Origin of the sequence: Veillonella parvula, assembly GCF_018366295.1 — a bacterium.
GTDB classification, from domain to species: domain Bacteria; phylum Bacillota; class Negativicutes; order Veillonellales; family Veillonellaceae; genus Veillonella; species Veillonella parvula_P.
The window spans coordinates 196,293-210,101 of sequence record NZ_JAGZIJ010000001.1 but is presented as its reverse complement, the minus strand read 5'-3'; the positions used below and the strand labels follow the sequence as shown (position 1 = coordinate 210,101).

15 protein-coding genes and 1 riboswitch are annotated in these 13,809 nt (G+C 34.3%); of the genes, 2 read left to right on the top strand and 13 right to left on the bottom strand.

Going from position 1 to position 13,809, the window contains the following annotated elements; translation table 11 throughout:
- Positions 1–67: 67 nt before the first annotated feature.
- The 3 genes from KHY58_RS01065 to KHY58_RS01055 form a co-directional block, all read right to left on the bottom strand.
- A complete protein-coding gene (locus KHY58_RS01065; RefSeq protein ID WP_004695850.1) occupies positions 68–217 on the bottom strand; it encodes a hypothetical protein in 150 nt (49 codons plus the stop codon).
- Between the two features lie 302 nt (positions 218–519).
- The gene (locus tag KHY58_RS01060; RefSeq protein ID WP_004695848.1) at positions 520–1,137 is read right to left on the bottom strand and encodes a phosphatase PAP2 family protein; all 618 of its coding nucleotides are present in this window, start codon (positions 1,135–1,137) and stop codon (positions 520–522) included.
- A gap of 190 nt (positions 1,138–1,327) precedes the next feature.
- Positions 1,328–2,674 carry a VanW family protein gene (locus KHY58_RS01055; protein WP_004695846.1) on the bottom strand — a complete coding sequence of 449 codons (1,347 nt, stop codon included), beginning with the start codon at positions 2,672–2,674 and terminating at the stop codon, positions 1,328–1,330.
- Positions 2,675–2,780: 106 nt separating this feature from the next.
- Between KHY58_RS01055 and KHY58_RS01050 the strand changes: the two genes are divergently transcribed.
- Positions 2,781–3,791 carry a site-specific integrase gene (locus KHY58_RS01050; RefSeq protein ID WP_215675643.1) on the top strand — a complete coding sequence of 337 codons (1,011 nt, stop codon included), beginning with the start codon at positions 2,781–2,783 and terminating at the stop codon, positions 3,789–3,791.
- Positions 3,792–3,914: 123 nt separating this feature from the next.
- On the opposite strand, the gene KHY58_RS01045 is transcribed toward KHY58_RS01050, so the two are convergent.
- Positions 3,915–4,223 carry a LysM peptidoglycan-binding domain-containing protein gene (locus tag KHY58_RS01045; RefSeq protein WP_215675645.1) on the bottom strand — a complete coding sequence of 103 codons (309 nt, stop codon included), beginning with the start codon at positions 4,221–4,223 and terminating at the stop codon, positions 3,915–3,917.
- Between the two features lie 254 nt (positions 4,224–4,477).
- Here KHY58_RS01045 and lexA point away from each other — a divergent pair, with 254 nt between their 5' ends.
- A complete protein-coding gene (gene lexA / locus KHY58_RS01040; RefSeq protein ID WP_012864371.1) occupies positions 4,478–5,149 on the top strand; it encodes a transcriptional repressor LexA in 672 nt (223 codons plus the stop codon).
- 57 nt (positions 5,150–5,206) lie between these two features.
- Here lexA and KHY58_RS01035 read toward each other — a convergent pair whose 3' ends face one another.
- The 9 genes from KHY58_RS01035 to KHY58_RS00995 form a co-directional block, all read right to left on the bottom strand.
- Positions 5,207–6,142: a bile acid:sodium symporter family protein gene (locus tag KHY58_RS01035; RefSeq protein WP_101928275.1), complete on the bottom strand. Its 936-nt coding sequence runs from the start codon at positions 6,140–6,142 to the stop codon at positions 5,207–5,209.
- 11 nt (positions 6,143–6,153) lie between these two features.
- On the bottom strand, positions 6,154–6,996 hold the full coding sequence (gene panC / locus KHY58_RS01030) for a pantoate--beta-alanine ligase (protein ID WP_278471573.1): 843 nt from the start codon (positions 6,994–6,996) through the stop codon (positions 6,154–6,156).
- 72 nt (positions 6,997–7,068) lie between these two features.
- The gene (panD, locus tag KHY58_RS01025; protein WP_004695834.1) at positions 7,069–7,461 is read right to left on the bottom strand and encodes an aspartate 1-decarboxylase; all 393 of its coding nucleotides are present in this window, start codon (positions 7,459–7,461) and stop codon (positions 7,069–7,071) included.
- A gap of 272 nt (positions 7,462–7,733) precedes the next feature.
- Positions 7,734–8,621 (bottom strand): 4-hydroxy-tetrahydrodipicolinate synthase, encoded by an 888-nt coding sequence (dapA, locus tag KHY58_RS01020; protein WP_215675651.1) that lies wholly within the window; start codon positions 8,619–8,621, stop codon positions 7,734–7,736.
- Positions 8,622–8,642: 21 nt separating this feature from the next.
- Positions 8,643–9,674: an aspartate-semialdehyde dehydrogenase gene (locus KHY58_RS01015; protein ID WP_119562960.1), complete on the bottom strand. Its 1,032-nt coding sequence runs from the start codon at positions 9,672–9,674 to the stop codon at positions 8,643–8,645.
- Between the two features lie 23 nt (positions 9,675–9,697).
- Positions 9,698–10,495 carry a 4-hydroxy-tetrahydrodipicolinate reductase gene (dapB, locus tag KHY58_RS01010; RefSeq protein ID WP_077708418.1) on the bottom strand — a complete coding sequence of 266 codons (798 nt, stop codon included), beginning with the start codon at positions 10,493–10,495 and terminating at the stop codon, positions 9,698–9,700.
- A 76-nt stretch (positions 10,496–10,571) separates the two neighbouring features.
- Positions 10,572–10,744, bottom strand: a riboswitch (Lysine riboswitch).
- Positions 10,745–10,785: 41 nt separating this feature from the next.
- Positions 10,786–12,450 carry a DNA repair protein RecN gene (recN, locus tag KHY58_RS01005; protein ID WP_278471570.1) on the bottom strand — a complete coding sequence of 555 codons (1,665 nt, stop codon included), beginning with the start codon at positions 12,448–12,450 and terminating at the stop codon, positions 10,786–10,788.
- Between the two features lie 4 nt (positions 12,451–12,454).
- Positions 12,455–12,910 (bottom strand): arginine repressor, encoded by a 456-nt coding sequence (argR, locus tag KHY58_RS01000; RefSeq protein WP_004695825.1) that lies wholly within the window; start codon positions 12,908–12,910, stop codon positions 12,455–12,457.
- 320 nt (positions 12,911–13,230) lie between these two features.
- Complete coding sequence (locus KHY58_RS00995; RefSeq protein WP_004695822.1) at positions 13,231–13,806, bottom strand: tRNA (mnm(5)s(2)U34)-methyltransferase; 576 nt, start codon at positions 13,804–13,806, stop codon at positions 13,231–13,233.
- Between the last annotated feature and the right edge of the window lie 3 nt (positions 13,807–13,809).

The window sequence follows — 13,809 nt, the reverse complement described above, 5'->3', positions numbered from 1 at the left end:
AAATATATAAAAATAAGGCGCTTAGATAACTAAGCGCCTATTAATATGTTTATATTCATCTGAGAAATTAGATACCAAAAACCCAGTTAACTAACACGCGAATAATACTTAAACCAACAACCATTTCAGCAAGAAATCTTAAAGAACTCTCCATGCCATTTCCTAAATGTTTTAAACCGCCAATTTTGGCTTTACTTACAATATCACACCAGCACATAAAATTCCTCCATAAGAGTATGAGTAAATCAGATAATTTATATTACTATTTTACAATCTAATTCTAAAAAATTCAATATAAATTTTATGTAATAATAATACTTTATTGGCATATAGAAAAATTAATTTTTACTGATTATTTTGATTAACTAAAATAAACTAGCTTATAAACTTATAGGCTAGTTTTTGTTTTTAATATGAATTACTTCCGATAACGATATATTATCGGAAGTAATTTGTATAAGAAAATTGGGCCTAAATGGCCCAATCCCTTATGTTATCAAGTTTTTTGCTTATTTTTGCTTATTTACGTTTAAATGTGTATGGTTCGTATTCTACATCATTATGACGGTTAGTCCACCAGTTCCAACCAATTCTTGCTAACTTCCAGGCAATAAATCCTACGATGATCCCTAATACTAAACCTGTTAATACATCTGTTGGATAATGCGCAAATAAGTAAACTCTAGAGAACGCTACTACTATTGAACCTAACAATGCTAAAATCCCTAAATATCGCTTCTGAGGCGCTATTTGAGTTAAGCCTAGGTAAATGGTCATAGATGATGCAAATGAACCAAAACTATGACCTGATGGGAATGAATAGCTTGTAGCTTTTGGTAGTGCAGATTCTAACGGCACCGTTACATTTGGAAAATCAACAAATGGTCTTAATCTCGCTACATTTGGTTTTAAACCTTGGTCGCCAATTATAAATACAAATCCTAAAGCAATAATAATTGCCACGCCTAAAACGCGATATTTTTTTTGTAGCATTAATAATAAGGCTATTATAATCCATAATGCGCCATTACTTGTGATTTTTGAAATAAATGCCATAATTGGTGTTAAAAAACTATATACAAAATGTTCATGTACATAGAAGATTAAAGAGTGATCAAATTGTAAAATTGTGTCCATAAATTCCTCTTCTATTCTACTCTCATCTAAATGATAATTATTGAGAATATCTTATGCTTTTTATTTTAATAATTAATCTATACTAATTTATTTACGTCTATAATGATTTCTCATTTACAGCCCAAATTATAGCCTAAACTATTTATATCTAATGGTCAATAGTTTAGGCTATATTTCATAAAAACTATAATTATGTTTTCTTTTTGTCACCTTTTTTTACTGCTGCTTCAGATGTAGTAGGCATTGTAATAATTGTATCTACTGGGTCATATACAGACTCAAAGGAATCGGTTTGAGTAACCCAGTTGCCATATGTAATGGTTCTATATGTATTCATTTTCAAGCCTACATGTCCTTCTTGTACCTCTTTTTCTTTTAAAGATGGATCTACCTTAGTTATTGTTTTATTAGGAATCTCACTGTAATCGCCTACAGAGATAGATACATTTTTTGGTTTATCTTGAGCTGTACCAATAATATAAATAGTTAAGGTTCCATTATTCATAACGCTTAAGATATAAATAGAATGCTGATATGGATTTCTAAACTTAAAATCTAAATAGCCCCAAGCTACAGTAGCATCTCTGCCAGCTTGAATATATCCAACTGGTTCAAAGTGAGGAGTTCGTTCAACAATATTCATTCCGGATAATAAAGCTGTATTAAAAATAGTAGAACTTACTTGGCAAATACCGCCACCAATGCCAGGAACTAATTTGCCATCAATCATAACAGGTGCATCATCATAGCCAGCTTCTGCAGTACGTTCGCCTACAACATCGTTAAAGGAGAATTGTGCGCCTGGCTTAATGAGTGTACCATTTATCTTATCAGAAGCTAATTGGATATTATGTGTTCTGCTTTCATTACCTGGATTATACTCCGTTGTGAAAGATGCTAATACAGTATTTAAAGGTTTTAGATCAGTATCGGTAACTTTTACTGTATTCTGCGTAGTAAATACCATAGAAAGTGAATTTATACTATCGCCAGATTGTAAATCATCTTTCAGCTTTTTGAGGGTGGCATCGATATCAATACGTTTACCTTCTTTGGCGGGATGTATTACTACTTGTCCATTTTCAACAGTAAGATATGCATCATGACCAGGTGTATCTATTGTTTTTGCTAACTCAGTGAGATATGTTTTCCCCTTTACTTCGTCTAACTTATATTGTGGTTTAAAATGATGACCATAAAATAATCCATTAAATCTATGTGACAGTACTGTCCACATATCATCCTCATAGCCATATGTGGAAATAGCTTTTACCAAACCCTCTGTATCGAATTGAATGCCTAAATCATGATATGTAGCTTGTTGTTTTTTATTATTTCCCATATCGATAGATATAGTCTGAGGTATCTTATCGTTCAACTCTTGCAAACGCGCTTGTAATTTGTTCTTTGGTGTATTTGATAGATCTGTATCATTATAATATACACCATAAGAAATGTTTTCTGTTGGAATGTATGAGCAGCCAGTTGTACCTAAAAGAACAAGGACTGTTCCTACTAATATATATTTCTTCGTCATGTATTGGTAAATTCTCCCGAATAAGTTATTATATTCTCTAATTATAGCATATATAGATCTAATCTATGGTACAATTATATTGATATTTTAGGGGTAAGGGTGAATTATGTCAAAGTCTAAGAAACAACAAAAACATTTCTATTTGCGCAATAACGATGCGCTTATGAATAGTACAAAGTTGTCTATGAAAGCAAAACAAAGCATATTGTTATCTAAGGCCGAGAATACTCTTGATGCTTACGAATCGGATTGGGACGATTTTGTAGATTGGTGTACCTATCAAAAGGTATCTTATTTTCCAGCTACACCAGAAACAATAGTAAATTATATTAACGATCTAGCAGATTATGCAAAGGCAAATACAATTTCACGTCGTATAAGTGCTATATCTGAAAATTTTAATGCTTCTGGTCAAAGAAATAATCCATGTATGGCACCTATTGTAAAACAGGCCTTACGTGGCATTAGACGGTTAAAAGGAACGTTTCAACAAGGGAAAACACCAGTTTTATTAGAAGATATTGAAGATATTATAGACTGTATGGCTAAGCTAAATGTTCCGGAACTTCAATTATTGCGTGATAAAGCTATTCTTTTGATTGGCTTTATGGGTGCCTTCCGTCGCAGTGAGATTGCGGCTATTACAGTAGAAAATCTTCAATTTTTACCACAAGGTGTTGAAATCTTTGTAGCATCCTCTAAGGCCGACCAAGAAGGTCAAGGTGCCGTGGTAGCTATCCCACATTTATCTGCTTCTCCGTTAGATGCAGTACGAGCCTTACAACAATGGTTACGTGCTTCTGGTATTACTGAGGGACCTGTATTTAGAGGGTTTACAAAAAATATGTCTTTACGTAAAACAGCTATATCCGATAAGATGATTTCAGAAATCGTAAAAAAATATATTTCTCTTATTGGTCTAGATCCGACTATGTATGGCGCCCATAGTTTACGTCATGGCTTTGCAACGACTGCAGCAGCTTATGGTGTTGAAGAACGTAATATTATGCGACAAACACGTCATCATAGTGTAAATATGGTTCGTCGTTATATTAATGAAGCGAATAAGTTTGTAGATAATCCTATCTCTACAATTTTTGAAAAGCGATTTAGATAACAATCATAAATCAGTTGATTTAGACAATAACTATAAATCGTTTAATAACATACATTAGATAACAAAAAGCAGCTATCTCTGTTAGAGTAGCTGCTTTTTTGCGTGGGATTAACCCATATATATTTAGTTTTGAGCCATATAGTCCAAAGCTCTAACTGGACTATCAGATTTATTTGCTGGTACTTTCAAAACGGTACCAGGTACAAGCGCACCAGAATCGCTAATATTGTTGAGTTCCTTCATAGCATATACCATTTCACGAACATCCATATCTTTATGAGCTGTACGTGCTGCAATATCCCACATTGTATCACCTGCTTGAACCTTTACTTCACGTACATTATGTGTATTTACCTCTGTTGTAGGATTTGACATATTATAACCAAATAATACTGTTAAGCACATTCCTACCATCATCAATATATTTTTCATCTCATACCTCACATTTACATCGAACATAATATCTGAGAACATTTGTTTGTTTACATGCTTATAATACCACACGAACGAATGTTCGGTCAAGCGTTTTAGAACAAATGTTTGCAAAAACTTTTAAAATTGCCTATAATAGGTATATAAGTTAAGTAAATATCTTATATTTTTATTATATAGTACGTTATGTGGTAATTTTTACGCATAGATATATTGACATTATTTTGACATTAGATTGACTTTGGAGGTTTATCGTGAGACGCCCTGCTACAGATATTAATACAAAACAGCGCCGTATATTAGACTTTATAAAAGATTCATTACATAATGAATATCGTTGTCCTACAGTTCGTGAAATCTGTACACATGTAGGGCTAAGTTCCACTTCTACTGTTCAATCTCATTTGAATGCGCTAGAAAAATTTGGCTATATTAAGCGTGATCCAAATAAAAATCGTGCTATTACTGTTTTAGAAGATACTAAACCTTCTATTTCAGTAACTGGTAATGAAACGTCTAGCTCTGATAACTTTGAGTTTTTAGGTGCAGGTCTTAAACAAGTACCTCTTATCGGTACTGTACAAGCAGGTATGCCTATTACTGCGGTGGAAAACTTAGAGTCCACGCTTACATTGCCAGTTCAATTAACTGGTGATTCCGATTGTTTCTTACTTCGTGTTCAAGGCGAATCTATGATGAATATCGGTATGTATGAAGGTGATATGCTCATCGTACGCCATCAAAATACAGCAAATAATGGCGATGTAGTTGTAGCACGTATCGATGATGAAGCTACAGTAAAACGTTTTTACAAAGAAAATGGTCACATTCGTTTGCAGCCTGAAAATGATGATTTTGATCCAATTATTGTAGATGATTGTCATATTGAGGGTCTCGTAATCGGTCTTGTGCGAGATAGAATATAAACAAAAAAACGGCAACATATTGTTGCCGTTTTTTTGTTACATATATAAAGTTTATTTTTAATGTAAACTATTTTCTCTCCGTAGAGTAGCAAAAATAGCACCTGATATATTATGCCATACACTAAAAATAGCCCCTACTAGCGTCGCTAATGGATTTAATGCAAAATTTGTTGCTGCCAATGTTACGGCTAAACCACTATTTTGCATTCCTACCTCTATTGCTAGCGCTGTAGTTTTATCATATCTTAATTTAAGCAGTGCTCCTACACCTAAGCCTAGTAGTAGACCTAGTATATTATGTATACCAACAACAATAAGTGTTTCAAGCCCAGAAACGAATAGTTTATCCTTGTTGATAGCAATAATGGCTGCTATTAATAGTATAATAGCAATCATTGAGAAGATCGGACTAATGCTGGTTAAAGTATTAATATGTGATTTACATACATATTGGATTGCTGCGCCTAATAAAATTGGCACAATAATAACTTTTACCATAGTAATCATCATAGGTAGTACTTGAACATCTACCCATGCGCCACCAATATATAAGATTAATAATGGTGTAACTATGGGAGCTATCAATGTTGAAGTAATAGTCATTCCTACAGATAAAGGGACATCACCATTGGCAATATAGGTTATAACATTACTGGCTGTTCCGCCGGGACAACAACCTACTAATATTACACCAATAACAATATCTGGTGATAATGTGAATATATGGCAAATTCCCCAGGCTAATAGAGGCATTATCGTATATTGTGCAAGTACACCAATACAAATATCTTTTGGATGCCTAAGGATACTACATAAGCTTTCAAACTTAATAGTAAGCCCCATTCCAAACATTGCTATACCAAGTAAAAATGGTGTATAAGCGATTGCCCAAGTAAAGTATTCTGGTACTATATAGGCGATACATGAAAAGCCTAGGATTATAAAAATCAAGTATTTGGAAAGAACGTTGTTGAGTGTAAGTAAATGATTCATAACTTCTCTCCTTATTTTGGATCGTATGAGAAGTTATCGATAAGTCGTGTAGAACCAATATATATAGCCATAGCCACTAATACTGGAGCAGTAACCTCTTGTACAGGTTGCATAGTCTTAGCATCAACAACTGAAATATAATCTATCTTAGCAAGCGGTTCGGTTTGTATAGTGTCTGTCATAGTATCAATGATACATTTAGCAGGACAACCATATTGTATAGTTTGTTTTCCTAATTGAATAGCTTTATACAAGATTGTAGCAGCTTTCCGTTCTTCACTAGACAAATATGTATTACGAGAAGATTTTGCTAAACCATCTTCTTCACGAACAATGGGAACACCAATAATATTGACAGGAAAATTTAAATCAAAGACCATTTTACGTATAATGGCTAATTGCTGTGCATCTTTTTCACCAAAATACGCATTTGTTGGTTGAATAATATTAAAGAATTTTGCCACCACAGTGCAAACGCCTTTAAAGTGAATTGGTCTGCGAATACCACACAATGTATCAGATAAATCCGCAATGTTTACAAATGCCTTTTTATCTTGGTACATTTCCTCCGGATTTGGAGCAAAAATAAGATCAACACCATGTGATTCACATAACTTTTTATCGCTATTAATATCACGAGGGTAAGTACTCAAGTCTTCATTTTCTCCAAATTGAATAGGATTTACAAATATAGAGACAATGATTTTATCGTTATTTTTTCTAGCTTGATCTATTAATGCAGCATGTCCTTCATGTAAGAATCCCATGGTTGGTACAAAACCAATTGTGTAACCATCTTTTCTCCAGCTATTTACTGTATTCCGCACATTTTCGATAGTTGTTATAAATTCCATTATATTCCTCCGTTATATTGTAAATACGAAGATAGTCTCCTATACAGTCTACTGTAATTCGATCAATGACAATTATTTTTGATCAACTAATAAACCATGTTTCTCATAGTTTTTTATATGACTTATCTTGTTATTGTTATCTACAAATACAACGAGAGGATTATGGCTCTCAACTTCGCTTTCATCAAGCTGTGCATAACACATGATAATTATCTTATCATGTACTTGCACATGTCGTGCAGCAGCACCATTTAAACATATAACACCACTACCTGCTTCTCCGGCAATAGTATATGTACTAAAACGTGCTCCATTATTAATATTTACAATTTGAACTTGTTCATATTCTCGTATTCCGGATGCATTCAATAAATCTGTATCAATTGTAATGCTCCCTACATAATCAAGCTCTGCTTGTGTCACAGTAGCTCTGTGAATTTTACCTTTTAACATTGTTAGTATCATGCTAAACTCCTTGTGTTTTAAATGTACCCGCCATATTGGTCGGTTCGAACTTTCACAATTTGTCTGTTTATCATGAATTAACAGTAGACTAGAGTATAGTTAAAAATACTATCTCCAGAGAAATTATACCATAATTATAAATTTTTACATTAAAATACAATTAATTTAATACAAATAATGTCACTCTAATCAAAAATAACAGTAAGATTGCAGTATAAAATAAAAACCAGTAGCTACAATGTAGTCACTGGTTTTTATTTTATACTGATATTTTATTTTAGATATTCTGCTAATGCTTTATCAATATATGCTGCTTCATCGGCCGTTGGTTCACACATTGGTAAATTAAATTTTCCCACAGGTAAGCCAATTTTACGGGCTGCATATTTAACAGGAATCGGATTTGTGGTGATGAACATCGCTTTTATAATTTCTGATAAAGCTTGATGAATACGAATCGCTTCGTAGTTATGGCCAGATTCATAAGCTTGAATCATAGCATTCATATCTTTGCCTGCTACATGAGATACTACAGATACGACTCCACATCCTCCAATAGATAACATCGGTAATGTAAGACCATCGTCCCCACTATATACCATGAAATCATCTCCAGGCATTAAACGCTTAATTTCAGAAGCAATCATTAAATTACCACTTGCCTCTTTGATAGCACAAATATGTGGATATTCGTTATGTAGTTGAACTAAGGTAGTTGGGAAAATACCTGTCCCTACACGACTTGGTACATTATACACCATAATTGGCAATGTAGTAGCTTCTGCAATAGTTTTAAAATGCAAATATTGACCTTGTTGGTTCGGTTTATTGTAATAAGGTACTACAACTAGCAAACCATCGATACCATCGATTTTAGAGACTTCCTTTACAAATTCTGCAGAAGCCATTGTATCGTTACTACCTACATTGGCAATAATCGAACCTTTATGTCCACATTCTTTTGCAATCGCATTAAATAGAGCTAATTTTTCGTCTCTAGACATAGTTGGGTTTTCACCCGTTGTGCCACAAACCACAAGACCATCAGAGCCATTATCTAACAGATGATTGGCGATAGCAACACAATTTTCAATATTTACGGATCCATCACTATTAAAGGATGTCACCATAGCTGTTAACACTCGACCAAAGGTTTTCATATATGTCCCCCCCTTGATAGATTAAAATGCTTGTTTTTCCACCAAGTACTCAGCAATTTGCAACGCGTTAAGAGCTGCACCTTTACGAATTTGATCCCCTACAATCCAGAAGTTCATACCTTTGTCATTATATAAGTCTTTACGAATACGACCAATTTCACAGTTGTTTTGATTAGATGTATACAATGGCATAGGGTAAATTTGTTCAGCAGGATTATCTTTAACTTGTAACCCAGGGAATTTTTCACATGCCACCTTGAAAGCCTCTACAGATACAGGTTCTGCTGTTTCTACCAAGACAGATTCAGAATGGGAGCGATATACAGGAACACGAACTGTAGTTGGGACTACTTGAATAGTTTCGTCATGAAGAATTTTTTGCGTTTCGTAAACCATCTTCATTTCTTCTTTAGTATAATCATTTTCTAAGAACACATCAATTTGTGGCAATAAGTTGAATGCTACAGGATAGTGTTTAGGAGCAGAGCCGGTTGGCAACAGATTTGCTGTCATTTCTTCGCCTGCAGTATATTGTTTTACTTGATTTTCAAGTTCTTCAATACCTTCTTTACCTGCCCCAGATACAGCTTGGTATGTACTTACAACTACACGTTTAATTGGAGAGAGATCATGAAGAGGTTTTAATCCTAAACTCATGATAATTGTAGAGCAGTTAGGATTTGCAATGATACCTTTATGTTTCAAGATATCTTCTGGGTTAACTTCTGGTACTACGAGTGGAACTTCAGGATCCATACGGAATGCACTAGAGTTATCGATTACAATAGCACCGCGTTTAGCGGCTTCTGGCGCTAATGTTTTAGATATAGAGCCACCTGCAAATAGCGCAATATCAATATTATCAAAAGATTCAGGTTTTGCTTCTTCTACAATATATGTTTTACCATTCACAGTAAGTTCTGTACCTGCAGAACGAGCGGAAGCTAATAGTTTTAAGTTTTCATAAGGAAAGTTACGTTCTTCAATAAGTGTAATAAATTCAGCACCTACTGCACCAGTAGCACCTAGAATTGCAATATTAGGTTTTTTCATTGATACATCTCCTTGCACAAATATTATAAATAATGTTCTAAACCGTATGTTAAGCCAGTTTTAGAACTAATTTTTTTACATGCTAATACTACGCCTGGCATAAAAGATAAACGGCTTAAGCTATCATGACGTATGGTTAATGTTTCATCATAACCACCAAATAAAACTTCTTGATGAGCCACATAACCTGGAAGGCGTACACTATGAATTGTTACATCGTCAACCTTAGCACCACGAGCACCTGGTAAGCTTTCACGAGTTAAATCCTCATCAGCAGTTACCTTAGCAGCTTGTTTAGCATCGTTAATCAATTTAGCTGTTAAAATAGCTGTGCCAGAAGGCGCATCGTATTTGTGATTATGATGTAATTCTATAATTTCTACATTAGGGAAATATGGAGCGAGCTCTGCAGACACTTTCATCATCATTACCGCCCCAAGAGAAAAATTTGGCGCCACTAAGCAATTTGCTTGATTGGAACGACCTATTGTATCAAGTTCATCACGTTGTTCTGCGGTCAATCCTGTAGTACCGATGACTACATGAATACCAGCGGATAACATTTTCTTCGCGTTTTCATAAATAACTGCAGGATTAGTGAAATCTACAATCACATCAGGTTTATTTATATCTAATACCTCATCAATGGAGGCATTCATCTTGATACCTAATTGTTCGATTCCTGCTACAGAGCCTACATCTTCCCCTGCCTTAGTCGGATCAATACCACCAACTAATGTTAAATCAGGATCGTTATGTACTGCTTTGACCACTTCACGACCCATTTTGCCGCCAGCGCCATTTACCATTACTCGAATCATATATACCTCCAAAAAAGCCAGTGGATGCATCCACTGGCCTTATAGATTATATAGCTATATATACTCTTATGAAAAGCTCAATGATAGCACTCCACCAATACAAGATTGATGACAGTTGTCTATCTATTAAATAGACAACCAGAACGATGAGTCGCAATCATCGAACTTCGGCAAGCATCCCTTTTATCATGGATCAATGCATGCCTACTCCTCATGATTACTCTTAATACTCGCACCTCTATCAATATATTCATTTAATACTATTAGTATAAGTAATTATGCGATTTTAGTCAATTAAAATGGTCAATAAGTTCTTTCGCCGCCGCAAGTGCTGTAGTAGACATTCCCTTACCAGACATCATAGACGCGATTTGTGTTACTCGTTCTTCCTCATTTAAGACTACTAATGTAGAGATTGTACGATCATCTTCCTCTATTTTAGATAGATGATAGTGTTGTTTCGCAATACTTGCAGTTTGAGGCAAATGGGTAATACAAAATACTTGATTTGTTCTAGATAAATTAAGTATTTTTTCTGCCACCTTAAGTGCTATATCACCGCTGATACCAACGTCAATTTCATCAAATACCATCGTTTTAAAAGCGTCACTGCGGAATACTGATTTAAAGGCTAATGCAATGCGAGCTAACTCACCGCCAGATGCTACTTTATGTAGAGGTAATAACTGTTCCCCTTTATTTGCGGAGAATAACATTTCAATAGACTTTGCACCTAATGAGGATAATTCAGTTCCCTCTTCAATATGAAATTGAATATCCCCTTTGGGCATTCCTAGATCCATTAATTCTTGATGTAAGGCCGTAGCAATCTCTTTTGCATTTTTTTGACGTACCTCGTGTAAAACTGTTAACGCTTCTTCTGCTACCTTTTTTGCTTCTTCAAGACGAGTTTCTAATTCATCTTGAGCAAATACAAGGTCTTCTAGTTCTTCTAAACGAGATTGCGCCTTTTCTTCGTATGCTAGAATATCTTCTACGGTTTCACCATATTTTTTCTTTAAGCTATAAATTGTGGTATCTCTGTCTTGGCAATATTTATAACGCTCTTCATCGTAGCTGATAGTATCCCTGTAACGATCTAAAGATTGTGCAGCTTCTTCTAGTTGGAAATAAGCAGAGTCCACCATTTCTGAGACTTCTTTTAACTCGCTGTCATATTTTACTAGATCATTAACCTCTACCTTAATCGAGTTAATCGTATCAAGTAATGGTTGACGTCCATTATAAAAGGCATCATAACAAGAACCTAAAACCTTATCGATATGTTCAAAACTGTCAAGACGCTTAAGTTCTTCTGCAATAGTTACATCTTCACCAACACTCAGACCAGCATCTTCAATTTCATCGATTTGGTATCTAAGCATATCAAGCTCCCGGGCTCGCTCAGACATATTTTCTTGTAAATGATCTACATCTTGTTTTGCTTGCTTATAAATTTTATACGCATCAGTATAAGCTTTATAGGCTTCCTTTCCTTCTTTATTAAAAGTATCTAAATATTCATGGTGTGTATCAGCGTCTAGTAAACGTTGGTTGCTATATTGTCCGTGAATATCTGCTAAGTATTGACCAATCTCCTTTAAAGCTTTTAAAGGTATTGGTTGATCATTAGCCAATATACTAGATTTGCCATTACGGTTAAAAGATCTTGATAGAATTAACTGGCCTTCTTCTATCATGATATTTTTAGACTCTAATAGGTCTTGAATACTTTGGTGATTAGCAATATCAAATATTCCATCAATAACAAAACTATCTTTACCGTGACGAATAAACTCGCTACTTGCGCGTTCTCCTAATAGGATACTAAAGGCATCCATAAGAATGGATTTCCCTGCCCCAGTTTCGCCGGTAAAGATAGTAATGCCATCATTAAATGAAATATTCATTTGCTCAATCAACGCAAAGTTGCGAATGCTCATTTGCGTTAACATATTATTAGTCCTTCATTAAATCTTGAATTTTCGCTAAAATTGCTGGAACTTCAGCTTCGGATTTTGCAATTAACAAAATAGTATCGTCCCCTGCTAATGTACCAATAATTTCAGTCCATTTTGCATGGTCGATAGAAAATGCTACAGATTGAGCAGAACCAGGGATTGTATGTAATACAACTTGGTTTAAACTGTGATCAACCTTAATCAAAGAATCTTGGAATAGTCGGTTAATACGACTACGAGATAAAACTACATTTTCCTCTGGAGATAATGCATAACGATAATGTCCATCGCCTGTAGGAATTTTGATTAACATTAATTCCTTAATATCACGAGAAACTGTAGCTTGTGTAACTTCAATACCTTCTTCTAGTAAAGCCGCAGCTAATTCCTCTTGTGTTTCAATCGCCTTGGACTGCACGATCTCTTTAATTTTGTTATAGCGATAGCGTTTCATTTTGAACTCCCTTTTTTAAACCTTGCACATAAAAGAGAATAGTATCTTTCTGATAATATTATACCATATATTCATAATTAATATATGGTATAAATCGCATATATTATACGTCTTATGCATATTATATTAATATTTAAAATATTGTTAATATTCTATATATTGATAACGTGCAAATTCATAGCTCATAAGGTTCATCTATTTATAGGGAATTAATAATTTAAAAATAGAAAAATATACATGTATAATTAAAATCCCCTATAAAGGGGGTTTTACTAACTGAGTATGAGTTTTATTCATAATGAATAAAGATATATTTCGTTTTATCGTTTTTGCAATATAAATAACTCAGGTGGATTATGTATTTGGTTCATCGGATGCCAATGGCATACATTATATATTTTCTGATCTAAATCTGATAAATACGATTTAAGAGACTGCATTTCTTCAAATCCCTCTGTTGTTCCAGGGTAAGCAACTATTGTAATAACTCCAGACTTGGAAAGTTTGTGTAAACCTTCATTTATGGCATCAATGGTTTGGTGAGGTTTTGTTACAACTTGGTGATCTCCTCCAGGTAAATATCCAAGGTTAAAAATCATTAAATCAATAACTTCATCTTTTAATTGATGAGCTACTGCCAAATCATGAGAGTCATGAATAAACGTTAAACTTACTTCTGGTGCAATATCATTTGATTGTAAAAGCTCTTTGCTAGTTTTAATAGCTTTCATTTGAATATCAATTCCATATAGATGGCATGCTTTTTGTGCCCGTTTAGAAAGGTATAAAAGATCATGGCCATTACCACAAGTAGCATCTACTACCACTTTGGCATTTTCCATACATCGATCCCAGATTAAATGTTGGAATTGAACAGCATTGTTAATGTTAATCACAAA

What these genes read in the sequence shown, in the direction of transcription:
- KHY58_RS01065 (WP_004695850.1), bottom strand. Translation starts at nt 217, where the DNA reads ATGTGCTGGTGTGATATTGTAAGTAAAGCCAAAATTGGCGGTTTAAAA.
- KHY58_RS01060 (WP_004695848.1), bottom strand. Translation starts at nt 1,137, where the DNA reads ATGGACACAATTTTACAATTTGATCACTCTTTAATCTTCTATGTACAT.
- KHY58_RS01055 (WP_004695846.1), bottom strand. Translation starts at nt 2,674, where the DNA reads ATGACGAAGAAATATATATTAGTAGGAACAGTCCTTGTTCTTTTAGGT.
- KHY58_RS01050 (WP_215675643.1), top strand. Translation starts at nt 2,781, where the DNA reads ATGTCAAAGTCTAAGAAACAACAAAAACATTTCTATTTGCGCAATAAC.
- KHY58_RS01045 (WP_215675645.1), bottom strand. Translation starts at nt 4,223, where the DNA reads ATGAAAAATATATTGATGATGGTAGGAATGTGCTTAACAGTATTATTT.
- KHY58_RS01035 (WP_101928275.1), bottom strand. Translation starts at nt 6,142, where the DNA reads ATGAATCATTTACTTACACTCAACAACGTTCTTTCCAAATACTTGATT.
- panC (WP_278471573.1), bottom strand. Translation starts at nt 6,996, where the DNA reads ATGGAATTTATAACAACTATCGAAAATGTGCGGAATACAGTAAATAGC.
- panD (WP_004695834.1), bottom strand. Translation starts at nt 7,461, where the DNA reads ATGATACTAACAATGTTAAAAGGTAAAATTCACAGAGCTACTGTGACA.
- dapA (WP_215675651.1), bottom strand. Translation starts at nt 8,621, where the DNA reads ATGAAAACCTTTGGTCGAGTGTTAACAGCTATGGTGACATCCTTTAAT.
- KHY58_RS01015 (WP_119562960.1), bottom strand. Translation starts at nt 9,674, where the DNA reads ATGAAAAAACCTAATATTGCAATTCTAGGTGCTACTGGTGCAGTAGGT.
- dapB (WP_077708418.1), bottom strand. Translation starts at nt 10,495, where the DNA reads ATGATTCGAGTAATGGTAAATGGCGCTGGCGGCAAAATGGGTCGTGAA.
- recN (WP_278471570.1), bottom strand. Translation starts at nt 12,450, where the DNA reads ATGTTAACGCAAATGAGCATTCGCAACTTTGCGTTGATTGAGCAAATG.
- argR (WP_004695825.1), bottom strand. Translation starts at nt 12,910, where the DNA reads ATGAAACGCTATCGCTATAACAAAATTAAAGAGATCGTGCAGTCCAAG.